22 protein-coding genes are annotated in these 20,769 nt (G+C 68.6%); 9 read left to right on the forward strand and 13 right to left on the reverse strand.

From position 1 onward, the window contains the following. The first annotated feature begins 123 nt into the window (after positions 1-123). Positions 124-486, forward strand: a complete 363-nt coding sequence (locus LPC10_RS04510) for a cytochrome c family protein (RefSeq protein ID WP_231345644.1) — start codon at positions 124-126, stop codon at positions 484-486. Between the two features lie 237 nt (positions 487-723). Here the strand turns inward: LPC10_RS04510 and LPC10_RS04515 are convergent, their stop codons facing one another. After that, on the reverse strand, positions 724-1,209 hold the full coding sequence (locus tag LPC10_RS04515; RefSeq protein ID WP_231345645.1) for a MarR family winged helix-turn-helix transcriptional regulator: 486 nt from the start codon (positions 1,207-1,209) through the stop codon (positions 724-726). Between the two features lie 777 nt (positions 1,210-1,986). Here LPC10_RS04515 and LPC10_RS04520 point away from each other — a divergent pair. Then, a protein-coding gene (locus tag LPC10_RS04520) for an IS5 family transposase (protein ID WP_231346964.1) occupies positions 1,987-2,755 on the forward strand; the annotation gives its coding sequence in 2 pieces (ribosomal slippage) (positions 1,987-2,283 and positions 2,285-2,755; 768 coding nt in all). A gap of 64 nt (positions 2,756-2,819) precedes the next feature. On the opposite strand, the gene LPC10_RS04525 is transcribed toward LPC10_RS04520, so the two are convergent. The 3 genes from LPC10_RS04525 to LPC10_RS04535 are packed head-to-tail and all read right to left on the reverse strand — an operon-like array spanning position 2,820 to position 6,387. Beyond that, positions 2,820-3,428, reverse strand: a complete 609-nt coding sequence (locus tag LPC10_RS04525; protein ID WP_231345646.1) for a hypothetical protein — start codon at positions 3,426-3,428, stop codon at positions 2,820-2,822. Further along, positions 3,425-4,108, reverse strand: a complete 684-nt coding sequence (locus LPC10_RS04530; protein ID WP_231345647.1) for a DUF1214 domain-containing protein — start codon at positions 4,106-4,108, stop codon at positions 3,425-3,427. The genes LPC10_RS04525 and LPC10_RS04530 overlap by 4 nt, the downstream gene beginning before the upstream one ends. An 11-nt stretch (positions 4,109-4,119) precedes the next feature. Continuing rightward, the gene (locus LPC10_RS04535) at positions 4,120-6,387 is read right to left on the reverse strand and encodes a transglycosylase domain-containing protein (protein ID WP_231345648.1); all 2,268 of its coding nucleotides are present in this window, start codon (positions 6,385-6,387) and stop codon (positions 4,120-4,122) included. 322 nt (positions 6,388-6,709) lie between these two features. Here LPC10_RS04535 and LPC10_RS04540 point away from each other — a divergent pair, with 322 nt between their 5' ends. Continuing rightward, positions 6,710-7,174, forward strand: coding sequence for a YcgN family cysteine cluster protein (locus tag LPC10_RS04540; protein ID WP_231346965.1), 465 nt, complete (start codon positions 6,710-6,712; stop codon positions 7,172-7,174). Positions 7,175-7,184: 10 nt separating this feature from the next. Here LPC10_RS04540 and LPC10_RS04545 read toward each other — a convergent pair whose 3' ends face one another. Next, positions 7,185-7,817: a GNAT family N-acetyltransferase gene (locus LPC10_RS04545; RefSeq protein WP_231345649.1), complete on the reverse strand. Its 633-nt coding sequence runs from the start codon at positions 7,815-7,817 to the stop codon at positions 7,185-7,187. A gap of 268 nt (positions 7,818-8,085) precedes the next feature. Here LPC10_RS04545 and LPC10_RS04550 point away from each other — a divergent pair, with 268 nt between their 5' ends. The 4 genes from LPC10_RS04550 (at position 8,086) to zapE (ending at position 12,273) form a co-directional block, all read left to right on the forward strand. Further along, positions 8,086-8,637: a TadE/TadG family type IV pilus assembly protein gene (locus LPC10_RS04550; RefSeq protein ID WP_231345650.1), complete on the forward strand. Its 552-nt coding sequence runs from the start codon at positions 8,086-8,088 to the stop codon at positions 8,635-8,637. Next, on the forward strand, positions 8,637-9,473 hold the full coding sequence (locus LPC10_RS04555; RefSeq protein WP_231345651.1) for a TadE/TadG family type IV pilus assembly protein: 837 nt from the start codon (positions 8,637-8,639) through the stop codon (positions 9,471-9,473). Before LPC10_RS04550 ends, LPC10_RS04555 begins: the two co-directional genes overlap by 1 nt. Further along, entirely contained in the window at positions 9,458-10,891 is a 1,434-nt protein-coding gene (locus LPC10_RS04560; RefSeq protein ID WP_231345652.1) for a pilus assembly protein TadG-related protein, read from the forward strand. Before LPC10_RS04555 ends, LPC10_RS04560 begins: the two co-directional genes overlap by 16 nt. A gap of 167 nt (positions 10,892-11,058) precedes the next feature. Continuing rightward, positions 11,059-12,273, forward strand: coding sequence for a cell division protein ZapE (gene zapE / locus LPC10_RS04565; RefSeq protein ID WP_231345653.1), 1,215 nt, complete (start codon positions 11,059-11,061; stop codon positions 12,271-12,273). Between the two features lie 3 nt (positions 12,274-12,276). On the opposite strand, the gene LPC10_RS04570 is transcribed toward zapE, so the two are convergent. From LPC10_RS04570 to LPC10_RS04585, 4 genes are all read right to left on the reverse strand, one after another. After that, positions 12,277-12,852 carry a DNA-3-methyladenine glycosylase gene (locus LPC10_RS04570; protein ID WP_231345654.1) on the reverse strand — a complete coding sequence of 192 codons (576 nt, stop codon included), beginning with the start codon at positions 12,850-12,852 and terminating at the stop codon, positions 12,277-12,279. Positions 12,853-12,872: 20 nt separating this feature from the next. Next, a complete protein-coding gene (rnhA, locus tag LPC10_RS04575) occupies positions 12,873-13,574 on the reverse strand; it encodes a ribonuclease HI (protein WP_231345655.1) in 702 nt (233 codons plus the stop codon). Between the two features lie 106 nt (positions 13,575-13,680). After that, on the reverse strand, positions 13,681-14,484 hold the full coding sequence (locus tag LPC10_RS04580; RefSeq protein ID WP_231345656.1) for a hypothetical protein: 804 nt from the start codon (positions 14,482-14,484) through the stop codon (positions 13,681-13,683). Beyond that, the gene (locus LPC10_RS04585) at positions 14,481-14,627 is read right to left on the reverse strand and encodes a hypothetical protein (RefSeq protein ID WP_231345657.1); all 147 of its coding nucleotides are present in this window, start codon (positions 14,625-14,627) and stop codon (positions 14,481-14,483) included. The genes LPC10_RS04580 and LPC10_RS04585 overlap by 4 nt, the downstream gene beginning before the upstream one ends. Before the next feature lie 540 nt (positions 14,628-15,167). Here LPC10_RS04585 and LPC10_RS04590 point away from each other — a divergent pair. Together LPC10_RS04590 and gshB are read left to right on the forward strand one after the other, a co-directional pair. After that, positions 15,168-15,476 (forward strand): hypothetical protein, encoded by a 309-nt coding sequence (locus tag LPC10_RS04590; protein ID WP_231345658.1) that lies wholly within the window; start codon positions 15,168-15,170, stop codon positions 15,474-15,476. Between the two features lie 107 nt (positions 15,477-15,583). Further along, positions 15,584-16,540, forward strand: a complete 957-nt coding sequence (gene gshB / locus LPC10_RS04595; RefSeq protein WP_231345659.1) for a glutathione synthase — start codon at positions 15,584-15,586, stop codon at positions 16,538-16,540. A 171-nt stretch (positions 16,541-16,711) separates the two neighbouring features. Here the strand turns inward: gshB and LPC10_RS04600 are convergent, their stop codons facing one another. The 4 genes from LPC10_RS04600 to LPC10_RS04615 all read right to left on the reverse strand — a co-directional run bounded on the left by LPC10_RS04600 (position 16,712) and on the right by LPC10_RS04615 (position 20,647). Continuing rightward, complete coding sequence (locus tag LPC10_RS04600; RefSeq protein ID WP_231345660.1) at positions 16,712-16,867, reverse strand: hypothetical protein; 156 nt, start codon at positions 16,865-16,867, stop codon at positions 16,712-16,714. Positions 16,868-17,485: 618 nt separating this feature from the next. Next, positions 17,486-19,063, reverse strand: a complete 1,578-nt coding sequence (locus tag LPC10_RS04605; RefSeq protein WP_231345661.1) for a sodium:proton antiporter — start codon at positions 19,061-19,063, stop codon at positions 17,486-17,488. 109 nt (positions 19,064-19,172) lie between these two features. Then, positions 19,173-19,925 (reverse strand): N-acetylmuramoyl-L-alanine amidase, encoded by a 753-nt coding sequence (locus LPC10_RS04610; RefSeq protein WP_231345662.1) that lies wholly within the window; start codon positions 19,923-19,925, stop codon positions 19,173-19,175. Beyond that, positions 19,922-20,647 carry a TerB family tellurite resistance protein gene (locus LPC10_RS04615; RefSeq protein ID WP_231345663.1) on the reverse strand — a complete coding sequence of 242 codons (726 nt, stop codon included), beginning with the start codon at positions 20,645-20,647 and terminating at the stop codon, positions 19,922-19,924. Before LPC10_RS04615 ends, LPC10_RS04610 begins: the two co-directional genes overlap by 4 nt. Between the last annotated feature and the right edge of the window lie 122 nt (positions 20,648-20,769).

Consider the following 20,769-nt stretch of genomic DNA (forward strand, 5'->3'; position numbering starts at 1 on the left):
CGTGAGCGTCTTCGTGAAGTGGCCTCGACTGGACGCCTGCCCGGCTTAGTCTATATCTGTTCTAAGGCTAAAAGCTCTGCCATAAGCAAGCCGGCTTCGGCCGTTCCAAGGAGGAAAAAAACGATGCGTCATCTCATCCTCGGCGCCGCCTTCGCGCTGCTGCTTCCTGTTGCCGCCCATGCCGAGGGCGATGCCGCCGCCGGCGAGAAGGCGTTCGCTCCCTGCAAGGCCTGCCACAACTTCGAGAAGAACGGCGTCGGCCCGACCCTGAAGGGTGTCTTCGGTGCGAAGGCTGGTGAGGGCGCCGATGGCTACGCCTTCTCCGACGCGCTGAAGAAGTCCGGCATCACCTGGGACGAGGCCAACCTCAAGGAGTGGCTGATCGATCCGAAGAAGAAGGTCCCCGGCACCAAGATGGTTTTCCCCGGCGTCAAGGACCCGAAGAAGGTCGACGACATCATCGCCTACATCAAGTCCAAGTCCTAAGTCCCGAGCGGCGCCCTCGCGCCGCTCTCTCGGAAAACGGAAAGCCGCCCTTCGGGGCGGCTTTTTCGTTTTCGGCCTGCTGTGGAGAGAGCCCCGTCATGCCCAGATCGATCGACGCCATGGTTAGGGCGGAGCCAGACTTCGGCGGGACCCATCGCGCTGGCCCGACGGCGGGCTCCTCAAACGTCGCGCGGCCTCGCCGATACGGCGTCCGCTTCGATCCCGTGGAACCGCGCTTCAGCCGGATGCATTGGCCGCCGTCAGATCGGTGCTACCGGCGCGGGCGTGAAGCTCGTCACGCATCAAGGCCAGGTTGTCGAGCAGCGCGCGCCGCTCATCGAGGGTCATCCCAGTCATGCCGCCCACCGTGTGGGGCAGGCAGTCCATCTTGCCCTTGAGGCCCCGCCCCTTCTCGGTGAGGAAGATGCTGACCTGACGCTCGTCCGGCCGGTCACGGGCGCGGCGAACATGGCCGGAGGCTTCGAGGCGCTTGAGGAGCGGCGTGAGAGTGCCCGAATCGAGGAAGAGGCGGCTGCCGATCTCTTTGACCGAAAGGCCCTCCTCCTCCCACAGCACCAGCAGCACGAGATATTGCGGGTAGGTCAGTTCGTGGTGGGCCAGCAGGCTGCGGTAGGCCCGCCCGAAGGCATGCGCCGCCGCGTAGACGGCGAAGCAGAGCTGGTTGTCGAGGGATTGCGGGTCATCGCGGCCCGTTTGACTCATGACACTCTTCCTCGGTGCGCACGCGACGCACTGGCGTTTCGAACCCGCGGTCAGATCCGACACTGGCCGATATGGGGGCGGCGGGCCGCCTTCGCGAATCGCCGGGCCGCCTCGCGATCCGCCGACGCCTCCGAAAAGACCCCCGCACGGAAGGCAGCAGCCTCTTTCGGCTCTGTGATCTTCCGCGACAGGCATCCCCGCCGACGGCAGCCGCGCGGCAGAAGCCCTGCGACAGACCTAAGACTCGGACCCTAAAGAAAAATCGCCGTGGGTACAATCGAACCACGCGCATGGCTTTCGCGGCGATCCGCATAAAAGATTCGCTTCCGAAGCCGGAACGGCAAGAAACCGCCGCTCACACCTCGAAAACGGGAGATTGAGCCCCTGCTTCGAGCGTGCCGCTCCATCATCGACCCAAGCACGCTGCGTGACGCTGCGACACCCATCCGGTCTGTCACCTCGGATATCGCCCCCGCCGTCATCGCGAGCGACAGCGAAGCGATCCAGCGCGCGACCTGTCCGGCAGGGGCGCGCCCTGCATCGCTTCGGCTTCGCCTCGCCATGACGCCGAGGAGACCGAACTCATCAATCGGTTTTGGTATGAACCGGCTCGGCGCAGGCCGAAGTGGGTGCCGTGCGCCGCTTAGAACCTATCTCGCTAGGCGCTGAGGCTCGGCGCCCTAGTTTGTCGGGATGACCGAGCCTCGCAAGCGCCGCCCGAGCAAGCCGTCAGTTCTGGACGACGGCTATCGCCTGCCCGACGATCTGTGGGCGCGGATGGAGCGCTTGCTGCCTCCACGTCCGCCTCATCCTCTGGGCTGTCACAACCCGCGGACGCCCGATCGCAAGGCGATGGACGCGATCCTGTTCGTGCTGCGCACCGGATGCCAGTGGAACGCCCTGACCGCCACCGGGATCTGCACCTCTTCCTCGGCCCATCGCCGGTTCCAGGAGTGGACGCAGGCCGGGGTGTTCGAGGCGTTCTGGCGGGAGGGCCTGCTGGCCTACGACGATCTGGTCGGGATCGACTGGACGTGGTTGTCGCTGGATGCAGCCATGGGCAAGGCGCCCCTGGGTGGGGGAAAAAACCGGCCCCAACCCGACCGACCGCGGCAAGCGCGGGGTCAAGCGCTCGGTGCTCACTGACGGACGCGGCGTCCCGATCAGCGTCGTCATCGCGGGCGCCAACGTCAACGACCATCTTCTCATGGGTGAGACCTTGGACGCCGTACCCGTCGCCCGGCCCAAACCGACCAGACGCTCGCCCCTGCACCTGTGCCTCGACAAGGGATACGACTACGCCACCTCCCGGACCTTGGTCGAGGAGCGCGGCTTCACCCTCCACCTGCGCCGCCGAGGCGAGGAGATCCACGCCAAACGCCACCGCGGGGCCAAGGCGCGCAGATGGGTCGTCGAGCGCGCCCACGCTTGGCTCAACCGCTTCCGTGGCATCCTCATCCGCTGGCCCAAAAAGCCCCGGAACTACCGAGCCCTCGTCCACTTCGCCTGCGGGATCATCGCCGCTCAACAAACCCTACCGGGATAGGTTCTTAGGGGGCCGGAGCATCGTCCTCTCCCGAAAGCCGGCGGCTTGCTTCCGGGACAATGCGCTAGCTCTTGCCGTTCCCCGCCTCGTCCCCGGTCGGTTCGGCCGGGCTGTCGATGGTGCAGGCCACCGCCTGGACCGCCGCGTCGGCCACGGCGCGCTCGCTCGGGAGGGCGGCGATGACCCGCACTACCGCGAAGCCGCGCCGGGCGGGCGCGATGATGCGCACGTCGCGTGTCACCTCACCGGCCACGTCGTTGGCCAGAGCCTCATCGTACTGGGCGCGGGTCATCACCACGAGATCGAGGCCGCCGCGCACCGCAGCCTGATCGGTCACCGCGTAGAAGGCGCCGCGGCGGCTGTGCATCGAGACCGAGAGCATCAGCGAACCGGCCTGGGCCGAGAGCCGCATCGGTCCGTCATCGAGATCGTAGGAGCACACGCCGACCGAGACCGCCGGATCGGGATTGGGCAGCCACGCCCCGCCGGCCGCCGGCGGGCCGCCCGCGAGGCCGTGGATGCGCAAAGGGTGGTCGAGGGTCTCGCTCGCCCGGGCGCGGGTGAAGGCGTCGCCCTCCGAGAAGCGCGGGATCGCCAGCACGGTCGCGATGTGGACGATCCCGGCGATGAGGAGGCCGCAGGCGGTGGCGAGCCAGAAGGCGCTCCGGCTCATGAAGCGCACCCCGTCCGCTCGATCGCCGGCAGGCTGTCGCGGTCGAGAGAGCCGACGCTCGCGGCGACCGGCGTGTCGTAGAGGCGAAGCGCCAGCCGCACCGGCCCGCTCGGCCGCGGCATCGGCAGCCAGTTGCCGGACTGGACCTCGGGACTGAGCAGGATCGCGAAACGGCCGTCCGTCTCGCGCAGGATCTCGGTGGAGGTGAAACCCGTTCGCACCGGCTCCTGCCCCGGCGCGGGCGCGCCGCGGCCGGTCACGGTGATCGTCCAGGCGCGGGCCGGCGGCGTGACGCCCGAGAGGCGATAGGTACAGGCGGCATCGAGGATGCGCCCGCCGTCGTCGCTGGCCGCCGTCAGCAGCATGCCCTCCCCGACCGCGAGAGGAATGTCGCCGCGCCGCGCATTGACGGCGCGGGCATAGGGGTCGGTATCGAGCGAGCCGGCCTTGGGCCACGCCGTCCAGCTTCCGATCGATGTTCCGCCGAAGGGATAGCCGCCGCTGGTGGCGTAGTCGGCGCTGGCGAGCCCCAGAAGGCCGCCGAGGGTGAGCGCGTAGACGAACAATCCGACCCGCGAACTGCGCGAGGCGGCGCCGCGGGCCAGGCGGCGCAGGCGTGAGGACGCATCCTCGCGCCCAGGGGCTCCGGTCGCCGGGCCGACTCCACTCGACAGGGCCATCGGGATCGGCCTCAGGGCGTCCCGAAGCCGCCGGAGGCGCGGGCGCCCTCGGCGACGTCGACGGGCGCGAGGCCCGGTGCCCGCATCCGATCGGGGGCGACGGCGCCGGAGCGGGCCGGCTCGGGCTTCGCCGCGGAGCGACTGGTCTCGACGGTGCGGAACAGGCCGTTCAGGCTCGACAGCACCTCGAAGGAGCGGCGCGAGAGCCGGCCGCTCGAACTGGCGGCCGCCGCCGCGCTATCGGCCTGGGCCTGAGCCGCCTGCGGCGCGCCCTTGCGCTCGTTCAGGCCGGGCATCGGCTTCAGCTCGATGCCCTGGTGGGCGGGCGCCATGATCTCGTGCCACGTCATCGCGGGAAGCGAACCGCCGGTCATCTTGTTGGTCGGGCTATGATCGTCGTTGCCGTACCAGACGGCGCCGACATAATTGCCGGTGTAGCCCACGAACCAGGCATCGCGGTAGCCGTTGGTGGTGCCGGTCTTGCCCGCGACCTTCACGCCCTCGATCTGGGCTTTGCGCGCGGTGCCCTCCTCGACGACCTTGTTGAGCATATAATTCATGTCCGCCGTCACCTGGGACGAGAGCACCTGAACCGGCTTCTCGTCGGCGTGACGGTAGATCACCTCGCCGCTGGAATTGCGCACCTCGCTGGCGACGTAGGGCTTGGCCACCCGCCCGCCATTGGCGAAGACGGCGAAGCCCGCCGCCTGATCCATCACCGTCACCTCGGTGGCGCCGATCGGCAAGGAGGGCGTGTCGGTAAGCGGCGTCGTCACCCCCATCGCCTTGGCGAGCTGGATGATTCTCTCGCGCCCCGCCTTGGCCGCCTTCCACTCGTGAGTGATGCCCATTCCCTTGCCGATGGCGGTGGTGATCTTGATCGGGATCGTGTTGACCGATTTCGCCACCGCGAGCCACATTGGCTGCCGGCCGGAATAGGAGCGACCGTAATTCTGCGGGCACCAATTGCCGACGCAGACGGGCGAGTCCACCACCGCCGTGTCCGGCTTGTAGAGACCCGAGGCCAGCGCCGCGGCGTAAACGTAGGGCTTGAACGAGGAGCCGGGCTGGCGCAGCGCGTCGGTGGCCCGGTTGAACTGGCTCTCGCCGTAATCGGCGCCGCCGACCATGGCGCGCAAAGCCCCGTCGGGGTCGAGGATCACGACGCCGGCCTCGTCCACGTCGTACTGATCGCCGAAGCGGCGCAGGGTGTTCTCCACTGCCTGATCGGCGGAGCGCTGGATCGAGAGGTCGAGCGGCGTCTTCACCGTAAGGACGCGGTCGTTGCGCAGCTTGCCCGCATCGGCCAGCCGCTTCACCTCGTTGAAGGCCCAATCGAGGTAGTAGTCGGCGGTGATGTCCTTGGTGCGGGTCACCGGGGTCGCGGGGTTGCGCAACGCCGTCTGGATCTGGCCCTCGGTGACGAAGCCGGCCTCGACCATGTTGTGCAGCACGTCCACCGCCCGGCTGCGGGCGGCCGGCAGGTTGACGTTGGGCGAGTACTTGGTCGGCGCCTTGAACAGGCCGGCGAGCATCGCGGCCTCCGCCAGCGTGATGTCCTGCAGACGCTTGCCGAAATAATAATCCGCCGCCGCCACGGCGCCGAAGGTGCCGCCGCCCATATAGGCGCGGTCGAGATAGAGCTTCAGGATCTGGTTCTTGGTCAGGTGCGTCTCGAGCCAGAACGACAGGAACGCCTCGTTGATCTTGCGCTCCAGCGAGCGCTCGTTCGACAGGAACAGGTTCTTGGCGAGCTGCTGCGTCAGGGTCGAGCCGCCCTGCATGTTGCCCTTGCCGGACGAGTTCGAGACGAGCGCCCGCGCCGTGCCGATCGGGTCGATGCCCCAGTGCTCGTAGAAGCGCCGGTCCTCGGTCGAGAGCAGCGCCTTGATCATCAGTTCGGGGAAATCGTCGAACTTCAACGAGTCGTCATGCTTGATGCCGCGGCGCCCGACCTCGGTGCCGTAGCGGTCGAGGAAGGTGACGGCGAGATCCTGGGCCTTGAGCCAGTTGTCGCTGGTGAGATTGAAGGCGGGCTGGGCCAGGAACAGCAGCATCAGGGCGCCGGCCGTGCCGATGGTGACGCCCTCGCTGGTGAGGTCGAGGACGGTTCGCTTCCAGCCGCGGACGGAGAAGACCTGCATCCGCGCCTGGAAGCGCTCATAGGCCTCCGTCGTGGAATGGCCGCCCTCGTAGAGGCTCGCATTGACCCAGGCATCGAAGGCCAGGGCCGCGCGGCTGATCCGCGTCGTCAGCGTCTTGAGGCTGGGCAGGCGCAAGGCGGATTCCGGTTTCTCTCGACGTTGGCCGGGTCGGTTGAGGAGCGGTGCAGACCGACAACGATACCCCGATACGTTCTGTATCAGGACACGCGCCGGCCCGCGAGCTTCCGCTTCCGTTAAGGAACGCGAAGAACGGGCCGGCGGCACCCGGCGCCCCGTCAACCGCGCATTAACCTTAAGAAAGCTCTGACAGCCGAATCCGGCCGTCGGATGGCGTGGACGGCCGATCATCCGGCCACGCTTGCCCCCGGGGCGGCCATGCGGCAGGAGGGGCGCCTTGTCCCGAAACGAGACGATCAAGGAAGGCGAGGCGCCAGAGATGGCCGAGCGCAGCGATGGGCCGTTCTGGCGCGTGAAGAGCCTCGAGGCGATGAGCCCGGCGGAGTGGGAAAGCCTATGCGACGGCTGCGGACGCTGCTGCCTGCTCAAGCTCGAGGACGACGACACCGGCGAGATCCACCACACCGATGTCGGCTGCACGCTGCTCGACACCCATACCTGCCGCTGCAGCGACTATCGCAACCGGGCCAAGCGCGTGCCGGACTGCGTGCGCCTGACCCCTGAGGCGGTGCGCACGATCCCCTGGCTGCCGCCGACCTGCGCCTACCGCCTCGTGCGCGAGGGCCGCGACCTGCCGGCCTGGCACCCGCTCAAGACCGGCCGCCGGGCGAGCGTCCACGAGGCCGGCATCTCGGTGCGCGGACGCGTCGCCGGCAACGAGGAGGAGTTTGCCGAGGACGAACTGGTCGAGCGCATCGTCGCTTGGCCGGACGAGGCGGCGTGACGCACGGGGCTCAGGCCGCCCGCGGCAGCGGAAGCTGAGGCAAGGCCGTCACGGCGAGGCCGAAATCGAGGGCCGTCTCGATCCCCTCCCGCCACAGCGAGAGCGGCGTCGCCTGAGCGAGCCGGATCGTTCCCTTGTTCTCGCCCTCCTCAAGACGCATCTGCGCGCCGAATCCCACGACCAGCCGGCGCATGGCGGCGTTGTAGGGCAGACAGCGCAGGCGAAGCTCGGCGATCCCGCGATTGCGGGCCGCCTCCGTCAGACGCCGCAGCAGCATCGAGCCGAGGCCCGCCCGCCGGAATCCCTGCTCGACCGTGAGCGCGACCTCCGCACGCCGCGCTCCGGACGCCCCGCTGCCGAAGGGGCGCAACTCGCCGAGCGCCCGCAGGGTGCCGCCCACGAAGACGCCGACGACCATGCCGGACATCACCGTCGCCCGCTCCGCATAATCGGCCAAAGCCCTGTCCCCGACGGACGCCATGAACCGGCTCGCACGGGTCTCGGCGTCGAGGCGGAGGAAGAAGGCGCGCAAAGCCGGGCCGTCGCTCGGCCAGAGGCGGCGCAGGCTCGTCCCGCCGCGACATGCGACTGGACGGCGCGAGGAATGATCGACGGGAGAGTGGGACACGGAGGCGGAGGACATGGGGAAAGTGGAGAACTCTTGCGGTATGCCGGATCGGCGATCGGCCGCGCAGGCCCCCTCCCCGACGCGGTCACACGGGATTTGGCCCGCGACCCTTCCTCTCGCAATGCACCAAAGTGCCGGATCGTCACGCCCGACCGCATAGCTGGCCTGCCGGGCCCGACCTGCTCGCCGAACCGCAGGAACGTAACTCCGGTCAAACACCAAAGCCCAGGATTTCTAACATCATGTTATCTTTTATTTAAATCCTGGCCGATAGACTGCCATCATGCGGCAAGAATCGAACTACATTGAGAACGAACAGGGCTCGGCAGCCGTAGAATTCGCTCTGGTCGGCTCGGCATTCATCATCACTTTGTTTTTCATCATGGCAACGGCCTTAGTCTTGTATATCAACCAGGTGCTCGACAATGCCACGGCGCGGGCATCACGGAAGATCCTGACCGGCGACCTCCAGTCACAATCCACGGCGGCGACACTGGAGGGTTTCAAGCAGAGCGTCTGCGGATATCTGCCGGCCGCGTTCTCCTGCAACGACATCATCGTGAACCTCTACGTCGTGCCGAGATCGGCGCAGCCCAGCGGTTACTACTCCTTCGTCAGTTCCGACATGAACGGCGTCATCGTCTCCAATCTCGCGTCAGGGGCCGGGGTGCTCAATATGGGCGGCCGGGGGGACTATCAGTACCTGCAGGTCATCTATCCGATCACCTTCCTGCCCGCACCGATCTCGTCCTGGCTGAGCGGCGGAGCGACCTACAACGGCAAGCCGGCCTATCTCGCGATCTCGGCCGCGGCCTTCCGCAACGAGCAGTACTGATGGCGGTGCATCCCCCTCATACGCCCTCGCCCGCGGCGCTGCCCGTTCCGGGATCGACGCGCGGGTGCGGCCGCCGCAGCGGGGCTCTGTTGCGGGCCGCCCGGACCGGCCTTGCCCTCCGTGTCGCGCGCTTCCGTGCGGCCGAAGGCGCCATGGCCGCCGTCGAGTTCGCGCTGATCCTGCCGACCCTGCTGCTGATCATGTTCGCCAGCATCCAGATCGTTGCCTACATCGACGCGACCCGTAAGGTCGAACTGGTCGCCCATTCGATCAGCCAGATGATCTCGCAGGCGGCGCCGCCGAGGAACACGACGGTTGCGCAGGTCAACGCCGCCGACCTGCACTTCAGCTACGACTCGGCGCTCGTGCTTTTTCCCTACGTGATGAAGGATGCCAAGCGCCGCGGCGTCGCGTGGTGGCAGACCATCTCGATCAATTACGCCGCCATTCAGTTCAGGGCGAGAAACGCGGCCTGCCAGAGCCGGACCGACACCAGCGGCGACCTAAGCGCCTGCTTCGACGCCAACGTGGTCTGGACCAGCACCGGCACGCACCAGCCGGCCAGCGGCGAGAACTATCGACCCTGCAACCCGGCGCAGTTGCCGGCTGACGACGATGCATCGCCGAACCGGGCCACCCTGCCGCGCTCGTCCTACGGACCTGGATCCCTGGTGGCGATCGACGTGGTGTTCGACTTCCAGCCGACCTTCGGCTCGGGCTTCGTTCCGGCCATCCGGATCGCGCGATCGGCCTACGTGATGCCGCGCTACGCTTCGCTGGTGAACTACGACACGACCAACAACACAGGGATCGCGACCAGATGTACCGGCTTTTGACCCGCGCGCGCCGGCTCAAGGGCCGGGCGAAGGCCCTGGCCGCCGATCACGGCGGCAGCATCAATATCATGTTCGCCATGGCGGTGATCCCGACCGTCGGCCTCGTCGGTCTCGGTGTCGATTACGGCATGGCGATCACCGGCAAGACGCGGCTCGACAACGCGGCGGACAACGCGGCGCTCGCGGGCGTCGTGACGGCCAAGGAGTACATCGCCGCCAACGCGAAGCAGAGCGACGTGACGACCGCAGGCCTCACCGCGGGCCGGAACCAGGCCCTCAAGGCCTTCAACATCAATGCCGGCAGCGTGTCGTTCGCGACGGTGAACCTGTCGCCGCCGCAGGTGACACGAAGCGGGAACGTGCTCACCGCGGCGATCACCTATACGGCGACGGTTCAGAGCGTGTTCGGGAAGATCCTCGGCGTGTCGGCGTCGACCTTCAGCAACACCGTGACCGCCTCGGCGGACCTGGCAGGCTACTCCGACTTCTACCTGATGGTCGATGTGTCGGGCTCCATGGGGCTGCCGACGACGGATGCCGATGCGGAGAAGCTTGCCAGCCAGAGCGTCGAGTCTCAGGGAAATTGCCAGTTCGCGTGTCACTTCCCGACGGCGAAGGGTTGGAATCTGGCCGCGGGAAAAATTCAGTTGCGCTCCGACGCCGTGAACAACGCCGTCTGCGCCCTTCTCGACCGAGCCTCGACGCCGGTCGTGCCGAACCAGTATCGGATCGGCATCTACCCGTTCATCAACCGGTTGGCGACGCTGTCGCCGCTCAGCGACACCACCACATCGCTGGCCTCGATGAAAACCCTCGCTGAGTGCGACAAGAAGTGGCCGCTGGCCTTCACTAAGCTTCTCGATACCGGCAGCACACAGCTCTACACCAACAACGATCCAACCACCGGCACCGGGAGCGGCGGCACCCATTTCGAAACGGCCCTGCCGCAGATGAAATCGGCTATCCAGACCTATGGCAATGGGTCCAGCGTGACGAATCCGAAGCCGTTCGTGTTCCTCATCACCGACGGGATGCAGAACAGCCAGACCTATTCGTCCTGGAAGGACAAGAGGACCTATCCCGGCAGTCCGTCAAAGTTCACAGGTTATCGCTATGCCGAGTGGGACGGATCGCAGCCTGCTCAGATCGATCCATCGAAATGCACTGACCTGAAAAACGCTGGCGCAACCATTTCTGTGCTTTATATTCCGTATAATTTTGTCAAGACATATGGCAAGGACGCCACTATCGTACGGGAAAACAACTTGGTCAACGGGTTCAGCCCGACCCTCGCCGACCCGCTGCGCAGGTGCGCCTCGCCAGGCATGTTCTTCAAGGCCGACAGCGCGGAGGGCATCACCGCAGCGCTCCGCGAGATGTTTGATCAGGCGCTGAAGGTGGCGCGTATCACGGAGTAGGCTCGTGGGCCCGTGCCACGGCTCGAGCTTCGGATCGAAGCGGATGTTTGCACGGTTGCCTCGTGCCGGCTTGATCGCCGTGTCGCGGCGCGGCAGAGCGGGCAAGCCCCGTCTCCGCCGGCCCGCTCGCCGAACGAGGCGCCTCCTCACGCGAACGATCGGCCGGGATGCCCGAGAGTCACGCCCCCTCCGACCCTGCCCGCGCCGGCGCGGCCCCGCCCGGCCGGGTCCGCGAGCGCTACGACGCCCTGGTGGCCTCGGGCGCGATCGAGCGCGACCCCTCGCAGATCCGCCTCGTCCAGGCCCTCGACAGGCTGGTGCAGAACCTGGAACGCCGCCGCCGGGCGAAGAAGGGCAGTGCGCTCGGTTGGCTGTTCGGTCGCAAGGACGACGATGCCGGGCCCCCGAAGGGGCTCTACATCTGGGGCTCGGTCGGCCGCGGCAAGACCATGCTGATGGACCTGTTCCACGAGGTTGCGCCGGGCCCGAAGCGGCGGGTGCACTTCCACGGCTTCCTCGCCGACGCGCATGAGCGCATCCACGCCCACCGGCAGGCGCTGAAGCGCGGCGAGGCGAAGGGCGACGACCCGATCCCGCCCGTGGCCGACGCGCTGGCCGCGGAGGCGACGCTGCTGTGCTTCGACGAGTTCACGGTGACCGACATCGCCGACGCGATGATCCTGGGCCGCCTGTTCGGGGCGCTGTTCAAGCGCGGCGTGACGGTGGTGGCGACCTCCAACGTCGAGCCCGACCGGCTCTACGAGGGTGGCCTCAACCGCGCGCTGTTCCTGCCCTTCGTGGCGGAACTGACGCAGCGGGTGGAGGTGCTTCGCCTCGATTCCCGCACCGATTTCCGGCTGGAGAAGCTCGGCGGCAGCTCGGTCTACCATGTTCCGGCGGATGCGGCGGCCAATGCTGCGCTGGACGCCGCCTTCAAGGCGCTCACAGGCCGCGCGAGGGGCAAGCCGAGCACGGTCACGGTGAAGGGCCGTGCGGTGCCCGTGCCGGAGGAAGCCGGCGGCGTCGCCCGCTTCCATTTCGACGATCTGTGCCGCAAGCCGCTCGGCGCCTCCGATTACATGGCGCTCGCCGACAGCTTCCACACCCTGATCGTCTCGGGGATTCCGGTGATGGGCGAGACGGAGCGCAACGAGGCCAAGCGCTTCATCACCCTCATCGACACGCTCTACGACGCGCATGTGAAGCTCGTCGCCTCGGCGGCGGCCGAGCCGACCGGGCTCTACACCGCGGCGGAGGGCCGCGAGGCCTTCGAGTTCGAGCGCACCGCCTCCCGCCTGATCGAGATGCGCTCCGAGGAGTATCTCGGCACGCCGCACGGCCGCGCGCCCTCACAATCCAGTGCGGGCCTCGCCGAGACCTGAGCCCTACTCTGCCGCACCGGCTCCGGGCCTCGCCCGCGGCAGCGGCCGGCTGAGATAGGGCGAGCCGGGCACGAGGAAACGCCAGGGCGCCTCGATTCCGCGGCTGATACCGATGCGGGTCGTCGCCGCGGCCGGAACCGGCCCGTCCGGCGCCGCCCAGGCGAAGGGTGCCCGGTCGAGGGGCAGGCCGTCATGCGAGCGGTCGATGCCGAGCGCCTGGGCGAGCCGGCCGGGCCCGGCGCAGAGCAGGCGCGGCGCGTCGAGCCCGCGGCGGGCGCGCATGGTCTCCAAACCGGACGTCGGTTCGAGCGCGCGCAGCAGCACGGCGCTGCCGGTCTCGCAGACGAGGTTGAGGCACCAGTGGAGGCCGTAGGAGCGATAGACGTAGGCGCGGCCCGGCGGCCCGAACATGCTGGCGTTGCGCGGCGTCGGCCCGGCGAAGCTGTGGGAGGCCGGATCGGTCCGGTCATAGGCTTCCGTCTCGACGATGACGCCGCCGACACCGTCCGCGAGCAGGCGCCAGCCGATCAATTCGGCGGCGACCGTCGCGGCGGGGCGATCGAAGAAGGCCGGATCCATCGCGCCCGTCCCCGGCCCGATCAGGACGCCTTCTGCAGCTCGGCCCGGACGCGGGCGACGCCCGGCGGCTTGAGTTCCAGCGCCAGCCGCACCGCATCCTCGAGATAGGCCTGCGGGGTGATGCCGGCGCGGGCCGCCGCCCGCGACAGAGCGTTGGCGAGATCCGCGCTCAGCGCCATCGGCACCGTCTTGGATTGCGCCGGCTGGGCGGGTGCCAGTACCGCCGCGGCCGGCACAGTCTCGGCTGGTATGGGATCGGCCGGCGGGAGCACCGTTTCACCCGATGTCTTTCCGCTTAGGGCTTCGCGCCGGCCGAGCGCCGCGAGGCGGTCGGCGCGCTCGTTGCCGGCCTCGCCGGCATGGCCGCGCACCCAGGTCCAGCGCACGTCGCGGGCGGCGGCCAGGGCGTCGAGTCGCTGCATCAGGTCGATGTTCTTCACCGGCCCCGTGGCAGTGCGCCAGCCGCGAGCCTTCCAGCCGCGCATCCACTCGGTGACGGACTTGATCACGTACTGGCTGTCGCAGCGCATCTCGATCACGGCGCCCTCGGGGAAATAGGCCAGCGCGCTGATCGCGGCGGTCAGCTCCATGCGGTTGTTGGTGGTGGCGCGCTCGCCGCCATGCAGCTCGACCGTGCCTGCGGGATCCTGGATCACCACGCCCCAGCCGCCGGGACCGGGATTGGGGTCGCAGCCGCCATCCGCGTAGACGATGGTTCGCATCGATCCCCTTCACTCCAAACTGATGGGCCTGCCGATTTCGGGCGAGGCCTGCGCTCACGCATCGTCTTCGCCCGAAAGCCGGCGGCCACCTTTTCAGGACGATACCCTAATACTTGGCAACGACCGGTGGGGCCACCACCGCCCCCTCCGGCGGATCGACGAGGCCGCAGCGCGCGGCGGCGTCCGGGGGCAGGAGCGGGTCGAGCAGCCCCCGCCGCCCTTCGAGGAACGCGACCGCCTGCTCGGCCGGCGCCGCCTCGCGGCCGGGCATCTCGATCAGAAAATGTTCGAGCGCGTAGCGGTAGCGAACGATCCGCAGGGACGTTTCCAGGCGCATCCAGGCGACGAGGCAGCGGTTCTCGGCCACCCGCATCGCGGCTTGGCGCACGTCCCAATCGTCGAGGCTCTTGGCGAACGGCAAGGCACGCAGCCGCACCGCATCCGCCTCGAAGACGCGCCCGGCCAGTGCCGCGAAGGGCGGGATCAGCCGGCCATCGGCGACGGCATCCTCGGACAGCTTTCGGTAGCGTGAATGGGGGGACCGAAACGGCTCGGAAATCAAATCACTGTGATAGGCGGGGATGTCGGGCTGCCGCCAGCGCGGCGGCAGAACACGGGCTCGGGTCAGATTGGCCAGCGCGTCCTCGAAGGCGGCCCGGCTGTCGGCGGGCATCAGGAACCGCCAGGCGCGATCGCGCAGCACCCCCTCGTCGTCGGTGAGCGGATAGACCGAGGCCGGCGTGCCGCGCTCGCGGGCCGCCAGCGTCCCCGTGGTCTCGATCAGCCGATTCCAAGCGCTCGGCGCCGGGCGGCCGAAATCCCCCTCCTGCGCGCAGGCGCTCAGCAGCAGCGGCGCCAGAAGGAGGCCGCGGGAAGGCAGGCCGACGAGTCGCGAGCCGAGGCACGTCACGAGCGGCGGCGGCGCGGAACCGGCAGGGCCTCGACCTCCGGCATCCTCTCGTAGCGCACACCCGTGAACAGCAGGATCTGGCCGCGCGGCGCATCATCCGCCTCGCGGCGGAAGCGGCGGTTCGTCATGGGGACGAAGGGCACGACCGAGTCTGTCGCGCCGCGTTCCCGATGACTCGGCTTCGCGGACAGGGCGGATGAAGACGTTTTGGAAGAGGGCATGGGCCTGTCCCGTCGATGTGTGTGGCGGCCGGCTCCCGCCGTCGCCTTCCGGCACGGGCCGGCGGGTCGGGCGGGCGCTGCTCGTGAGCGGGACGGGCCCGCCCCGGCCGGGCGATCTCGCCAAAAAGCTCAGCACGACGTGGTTAACGGAGTGTTTCAACGCACGGCGCATTTCGGTCTCCAACGGGCCGGCAGGAGGTCTTCGTCGGCACGCGTGGCGTCCTCGGCACGGTCTTTGCGAGAGTGATCGGGCCCATGGCGGGCGTTTCCTCCCTTGACTTCGGCCCCGCGCGAATCCCGCTGCGGGGCCCTTTTCTTTGCGACCCATTCGGACATGGGCGGCAAGCCCGGGCCATGCGTGTCGGCGCGCACGAAAGCGGCAGCGTGCTGCGCTTGCTAACGAGGGGCGATGCCCGATATGCGGTGCCAACTCATTTTGGATCGAGCGAAGGACAAGGCAGGATGCGTCCGGACTTCTCACGATTTGGCGGCGCGGCGCGCGGTGCGTCCGCGGCCCTGAGACTGGCGCCGCTCGCGCTGCTGACCCTGGTTGCGGCGAGCCCGGCTCAGGCCCAGCGCGAGGACCAGGGACTTCAGCTCGGCTGCGCCAACGATTATTTCCGGCTCTGCGCCGGCGTCGATCCGAACAGCTCGGATGCCGATGCCTGCATGACGCGCAATCGCCCCCGCCTCTCGCCCGAGTGCAAGTCCGCGATCAGCGACTATGACCGGCGCACCGGCGGCGCCTCGCAGCCCCGCGGCCAGCGCTAGGAGCGCCGCCGTCGGAGAGCGATCGATCGGAACGGAGCGGGCTCGTCGAGAGCCCGCTTTTTCGCCCGCTGTTTTGGCGCAACGCGCACGGTAAGCCGGGGACGAGCATGGCGTTGAGCGTCGCGGTCCAGATGGACCCGATCCAGTCGATCCGCATCGCGGGCGACACCACCTTCGCCCTGATGCTGGAGGCGCAGGCGCGAGGCCACAGCCTCTACACCTACACGCCGGACCGCCTCTCGATGCAGGGCCGCCTGGTGACGGCCTACGCGCAAGCCGTGACGGTGCAGGATGTCGAGGGCGCACATGCGAGCCTCGGGAGCCCGGAGCGCATCGACCTCGCTGCGGTCGACGTGGTGCTGATGCGCCAGGATCCGCCCTTCGACATGGCCTACGTCACGGCCACCCACATGCTGGAGAAGGTTGCGGCGCGCACCCTGGTGGTCAACGATCCGGCCGAGGTCCGCAACGCGCCGGAGAAGCTGTTCGTCCTCGACTTCCCCGAACTGATGCCGCCGACCCTGATCTCTCGCGACCGCACCGAGATCGAGGCGTTCCGCAAGGAGCACGGCACCGTCGTGATGAAGCCGCTGCACGGGCATGGCGGCGCGGCGGTGTTCCGGGTCTCGGAGGAGGATCCGAACTTCGGATCGATGTTCGACCTGTTCACCGCCACGTTCCGCGAGCAGTGGGTCGTGCAGCGCTTCCTCGAAAAGATCACCGAGGGCGACAAGCGCATCATTCTCGTGGACGGCGAGCCGATGGGCGCGATCAACCGCGTGCCGGCCAAGGGCGATATCCGCTCCAACATGGTTCGTGGCGGTGCGGCCGGCGCCTCCGAACTGACCGAGCGGGAGCGCGAGATCTGCGCCACCATCGGCCCGGAACTGCGCCGCCGCGGCCTGATCCTCGTCGGCATCGACGTGATCGACGGGCATCTCACCGAGATCAACGTCACCTCCCCCACCGGCATCCGCACCATCAAGCGGCTCGGCGGCCCCGATCTGGCGGTCTCGGTCTGGGATGCAATCGAGGCGCGTCTCGCCGCCCGCGTGAGCGCGTAACCGCCGCCCAAGGTGGCGCGCGGCTCGTCCGGTCTTCGCGTGATCGCCGAGGCCCATCGTGGCTTGCACGCCTCCGGCGCCCCGGAACGAAGGCGGTGGGTGCAGAACCGAAACGGTCAACCGGAAACGGTCTCAGACATCTCCTGCCCCGCAGGCCGCCTTGCGACGCCGTTATCGAAACACCGGCAACCCGAAGCCGATCAGCGCGAGGCCGAGGATCAACAGGACGCCGGCCAGGGATTCGGCGAGCGCCGAGCGCGGGCCGAAGCGGTGCGCCTGAGCCGCCAGCCCCACACCCGTGACGAGACAGACTGCACTCGCAACCATCAGCACGGCCGCTCCCGGCGAGCGCGGCCTGCCGCGCAGGAGATCGCCGCTTCGGATCGCTTCAGCGGATGCGGATGCGGAGGTTGATGTGGCGGCTCGAACATTGATTTCGGCATCGGTTATGACCCCGGCCATCCGCGCGAGCGGAGGGGGGAAGATCTGAGGGATCGCGAACGCGCCGCTGGACACACGCCATGACGTGACACGTGAGCGAAAGACTTTACCGGCGCGCTCTCGATGGCTGTTCTCTGTCGTCGCCGCACCGACCCCGCGATCTTTAACGCGAATTTTTGAAAAGTACTCAAGATCTGCAGTTGTATTTGCTAATCATGCACAGTCATTTTCAGAAAATTAGACCTATTGTCCTATCATCAACATTGGAAACCCATTGCCTAAACAGGCTGTCGAATACGGCCACGCCACCAAAATTATAATCGTCCAGAGCTAGGCCGCCCGTGGTTTGCGTCTATTTTGATCCTTGAGCAAAATATCCGCAGAGAGCAGCGGGTCTCATGACATTTTCCGCACAGCCCTGTTACGAACCGTGCCTTCATCTCATCCCGCGATCGGCGCGATCCAAGATGAACCCTGAGCCGTCACCGGCGCATGACGTGCCGGTCACACCTCGCCACGCGGGGTTGCATTGAGCTCCGCCCAATCGAGCTCCTCCTCCAGCACGAAGTAGGCATCGTCGCCGATCCGCCCGTCTCGGCGCAGGGTAAGGAGGCGGTCGCGGGCAGCGTGGATTGCGCGGCGGCGGGGCGGGTCAGTCGGCAGCCCTTCGGGGGCGAGACCGTCCTCGTGCGCCTCGGCCTCGGCCAGGGCGGCGTGGAACTCCCGCCGCAAGGCGTCGGCCGCTTCCGACCGGTCGCCGCTCAGAGCCTCGACCGCGGCCCCGTAAGCCTCGGCCCGGGCCCGGCCCACCTCGCGGCCGACCGGATCGGAATCCTGCAGGCCGAGCCATGCCAGGATCGGACGCAGGGTGAGGCCCTGCACTACGAGCGTGCCGATCACCACGCAGAAGGCCGTCAGCACGATCAGGTCGCGATAGGGGAACCCGCCTCCGCCCGGTCCGCCCTCGGGAAGGGCCAGGGCCGTGGCGATGGTGACGAGGCCGCGCATGCCCGACCACGAAACGGCAAAGCCGGCGCCGAGGCCGAGATCGCGACTCTGATGCGGGTTGCCCGAATCCGCGGGGCCGGTGCCGAAGCCGACGCGGCGGATGGCGCTCGCCGGCAGCACCCAGGCGATGCGGACGAGGATGACGGTGACGACCACCGCCCCGGCGACGGAGGCGTAGGCGAATTCCTGCTCGGGCGTCATCCGCGCGAGGATCGGCCCGATCTGCTCGCCGATCAGCACGAAGGCGAGAACGTTGAGCACGAAGATCGCCGTGTCCCAGACCGCGTTCGAGATCACCCGCAGGCGCGGCGAGGTCTGGCCGGGGGCGCGGCGGGCCACGGTGATCGCGAAGCTCACCACGGTCAGCACGCCGGACAGTTCCAGCGCCTCGGCGGCGATCCAGAGGCCGAAGGCGGCCGAGAATTGCAGCACGATCACGCTCATCGGCTCCTCGACCCGGCGCAGGATCCGCAGGTAGACGAGCGCGGCGAGCGGCCCCGCCACGAGGCTGCCGACGACGCCGATCGCAAAGGCTGGCGCGACCTCGGATACAGCGAAGGAGCCGGTCGCCGCCGCGGCGACGCCGAGCCGGTAGATCAGAAGCGAGGCGGCGTCGTTCAGGAGGCTCTCGCCGCGCAGGATCGTGGCGAGGCGGTGCGGCAGCGAGACGTGGCCGAGCACCGAGAGCGCCGCCACCGCATCGGGCGGCGCCACGATCGCGCCCAGCACGATGGCGGCCGCGAGCGGCATGTCGGGGACGAGCCAGAGCGCGACCGCCGCGACCGCCGCCGTCGTCGCCGCCACCGCCCCGACCGCGAGCCCGGCAATGGGGCGGGCATTGCGCTTCAGATCGCGCAGCGAGGTGCTGTAGCCCGCATCCATCAGCACGGGCGCGAGGAACAGGGCGAGCGCCAGTTCGGGATCGAGATTGAGACTCGGCACGCCGGGGATGAAGGCGAGGCCGACGCCGCCGAGAGCCAGGAAGGCCGGATAGGGCGCGCGCAGGCGCCGGGCCAAGCCGGCGAGCAGTACCGCGCCGACCAGGACGCCGACGATCCAATAGAACACGAACATGAAGTCAAACGGGGCCCGACGCCCAACCGTGCCGATGACGGTGGCGACGAAACGCCGGGCAGCCGGAAATCTTTCCGAATTTTCCCGGTCGTGTGATGTGAGGTCGCGGTCAGGCCGGCTGCGCGGCGATCAGGTCACGCAGGGTCGTGATGGTGGAGGAATCCGCGACCCCATCGATGCGGGCCGGGCGGAAATGGCGCTGGAAAGCGGTCACGACCGCGCCCGTCGCCTCGTCGAAGTGCCCGGTGACCGGCTGCTCGTAGCCGTAGAGGGCGAGCATCGCCTGCAGGGCCTCGACCGGCTGGCCGGTCTCGCCCATGGCGAGGAAGCGCCCGTCGCGCACCGGCGCCGGCGCCACCCAATGCCCGACGCCGTCGCGCGCCAACCGTTCCCAGGGGAAGTTTTCGCCCGGATCCTCCTTGCGGGCGGGCGCCACATCGGAATGGGCCAGGACGCGGGGCGCCGGAATCGCGCGCCGGACGACGATGTCGCGGGCGAGTTCGATCACCGCCGCGATCTGCGCCTCCGGATAGGGCGGAAGTCCGCCGGCATGGCCGGGATGGGCGATCTCGATGCCGATGGAGCGCGAGTTGATGTCGCGCGCCCCCGCCCAGGCGCCGGCCCCGGCATGCCAGGCCCGGTCGGCCTCCGGCACCATCTGGACGATGCGCCCGTCCTCGAACACGAAGTAATGGGCCGAGACTTCCGCCGCCGGGTCGCACAGGCGTTCCAGCGCCCCCTGTGCGGTCGGCATGCCGGTATAGTGCAGGATCAGCATGTCGAGCGCGTCGCCGATCCGCGCGCCGCGGTTGGGCGAGGCGACGACGGCCTGCGCGAGCGGGCTGTCGGGGGCAAAGCTCACGTCAGCCCCCGCTCGGCCGCGATCCGATCCCAGGCGGCGTTGATGGCGGCGAGCCGGTGCGTGGCGATCGCCACCGCCTCCGGCGGAAGGCCGCGGGCGAGCGCCCGGTCGGGATGATTCTCGGCCACCAGCCGCCGATACTGCGCCTTGAGGGCGGCCGGGTCGGCGGAGCGTTCGAGGCCGAGCACGAGGTAGGGATCGTCGGCAAGCCGAACGTGCCGGGCGGCGATCCGGCGGAAGGCGGCCTCGTCGAGGCCGAAGATACCGGCCACCGCGCGCAGGTAGCGCTCCTCGCCCTCATGGATCGCCCCGTCGGCGGTGGCGATGTGAAACAGGCCGTCGAGCACGTCCTCGAGCAGGGCCGGCTCCTCGCCGAAGGCCGAGGCGAGCTGCCCGGCATAGGCCTCGAAGCCGTCCGTCGTCGCCTTGGCGAGATCGAACAGGCGCTGGACGCCCGCGCGCGCCTCGGGCTCGACCTGCACCACGCGTTCGAACGCCTGAACCTCGGAATCGGTCACCACGCCGTCCGATTTCGCCATCTTGGCCGCGAGCGCCACCAGCCCCGTGGTGAACACCACGTCCCGCGGCGTCGGACCGAAGGGCGCGCCCTCGCGATCGACGAGGAAGTGGCCGGCGACGCTTCCCACCAGTGCCCCGATCGGCCCACCGACCAGCACGCCGATCCCGGCCCCGCCGATCTTGCCCCAAAGGCCGGTGCTCATCGGGCGCCGCCCGCGGACGGTCGAGGGGAAGGTGAGAGATCCAGGACAGGCAAGGACGAATCCGAGGTCATTCGGCGGGAGCGTTCGTCACGGCTTAACGCCGCAAACCGTACCGCAGCGCA

Origin of the sequence: Methylorubrum sp. B1-46 (assembly GCF_021117295.1) — a bacterium.
In the GTDB taxonomy this organism is placed as follows: Bacteria; Pseudomonadota; Alphaproteobacteria; order Rhizobiales; family Beijerinckiaceae; genus Methylobacterium.

Bases quoted from the DNA above. Each gene is read 5' to 3' on its own strand.
- LPC10_RS04510 (WP_231345644.1), top strand. From the start codon at position 124: ATGCGTCATCTCATCCTCGGCGCCGCCTTCGCGCTGCTGCTTCCTGTT.
- LPC10_RS04515 (WP_231345645.1), bottom strand. From the start codon at position 1,209: ATGAGTCAAACGGGCCGCGATGACCCGCAATCCCTCGACAACCAGCTC.
- LPC10_RS04525 (WP_231345646.1), bottom strand. From the start codon at position 3,428: ATGAGCCGGAGCGCCTTCTGGCTCGCCACCGCCTGCGGCCTCCTCATC.
- LPC10_RS04530 (WP_231345647.1), bottom strand. From the start codon at position 4,108: ATGGCCCTGTCGAGTGGAGTCGGCCCGGCGACCGGAGCCCCTGGGCGC.
- LPC10_RS04540 (WP_231346965.1), top strand. From the start codon at position 6,710: ATGGCCGAGCGCAGCGATGGGCCGTTCTGGCGCGTGAAGAGCCTCGAG.
- LPC10_RS04545 (WP_231345649.1), bottom strand. From the start codon at position 7,817: ATGTCCTCCGCCTCCGTGTCCCACTCTCCCGTCGATCATTCCTCGCGC.
- LPC10_RS04550 (WP_231345650.1), top strand. From the start codon at position 8,086: ATGCGGCAAGAATCGAACTACATTGAGAACGAACAGGGCTCGGCAGCC.
- LPC10_RS04555 (WP_231345651.1), top strand. From the start codon at position 8,637: ATGGCGGTGCATCCCCCTCATACGCCCTCGCCCGCGGCGCTGCCCGTT.
- LPC10_RS04560 (WP_231345652.1), top strand. From the start codon at position 9,458: ATGTACCGGCTTTTGACCCGCGCGCGCCGGCTCAAGGGCCGGGCGAAG.
- zapE (WP_231345653.1), top strand. From the start codon at position 11,059: ATGCCCGAGAGTCACGCCCCCTCCGACCCTGCCCGCGCCGGCGCGGCC.
- LPC10_RS04570 (WP_231345654.1), bottom strand. From the start codon at position 12,852: ATGGATCCGGCCTTCTTCGATCGCCCCGCCGCGACGGTCGCCGCCGAA.
- rnhA (WP_231345655.1), bottom strand. From the start codon at position 13,574: ATGCGAACCATCGTCTACGCGGATGGCGGCTGCGACCCCAATCCCGGT.
- LPC10_RS04590 (WP_231345658.1), top strand. From the start codon at position 15,168: ATGCGTCCGGACTTCTCACGATTTGGCGGCGCGGCGCGCGGTGCGTCC.
- gshB (WP_231345659.1), top strand. From the start codon at position 15,584: ATGGCGTTGAGCGTCGCGGTCCAGATGGACCCGATCCAGTCGATCCGC.
- LPC10_RS04600 (WP_231345660.1), bottom strand. From the start codon at position 16,867: ATGGTTGCGAGTGCAGTCTGTCTCGTCACGGGTGTGGGGCTGGCGGCT.
- LPC10_RS04605 (WP_231345661.1), bottom strand. From the start codon at position 19,063: ATGTTCGTGTTCTATTGGATCGTCGGCGTCCTGGTCGGCGCGGTACTG.
- LPC10_RS04615 (WP_231345663.1), bottom strand. From the start codon at position 20,647: ATGAGCACCGGCCTTTGGGGCAAGATCGGCGGGGCCGGGATCGGCGTG.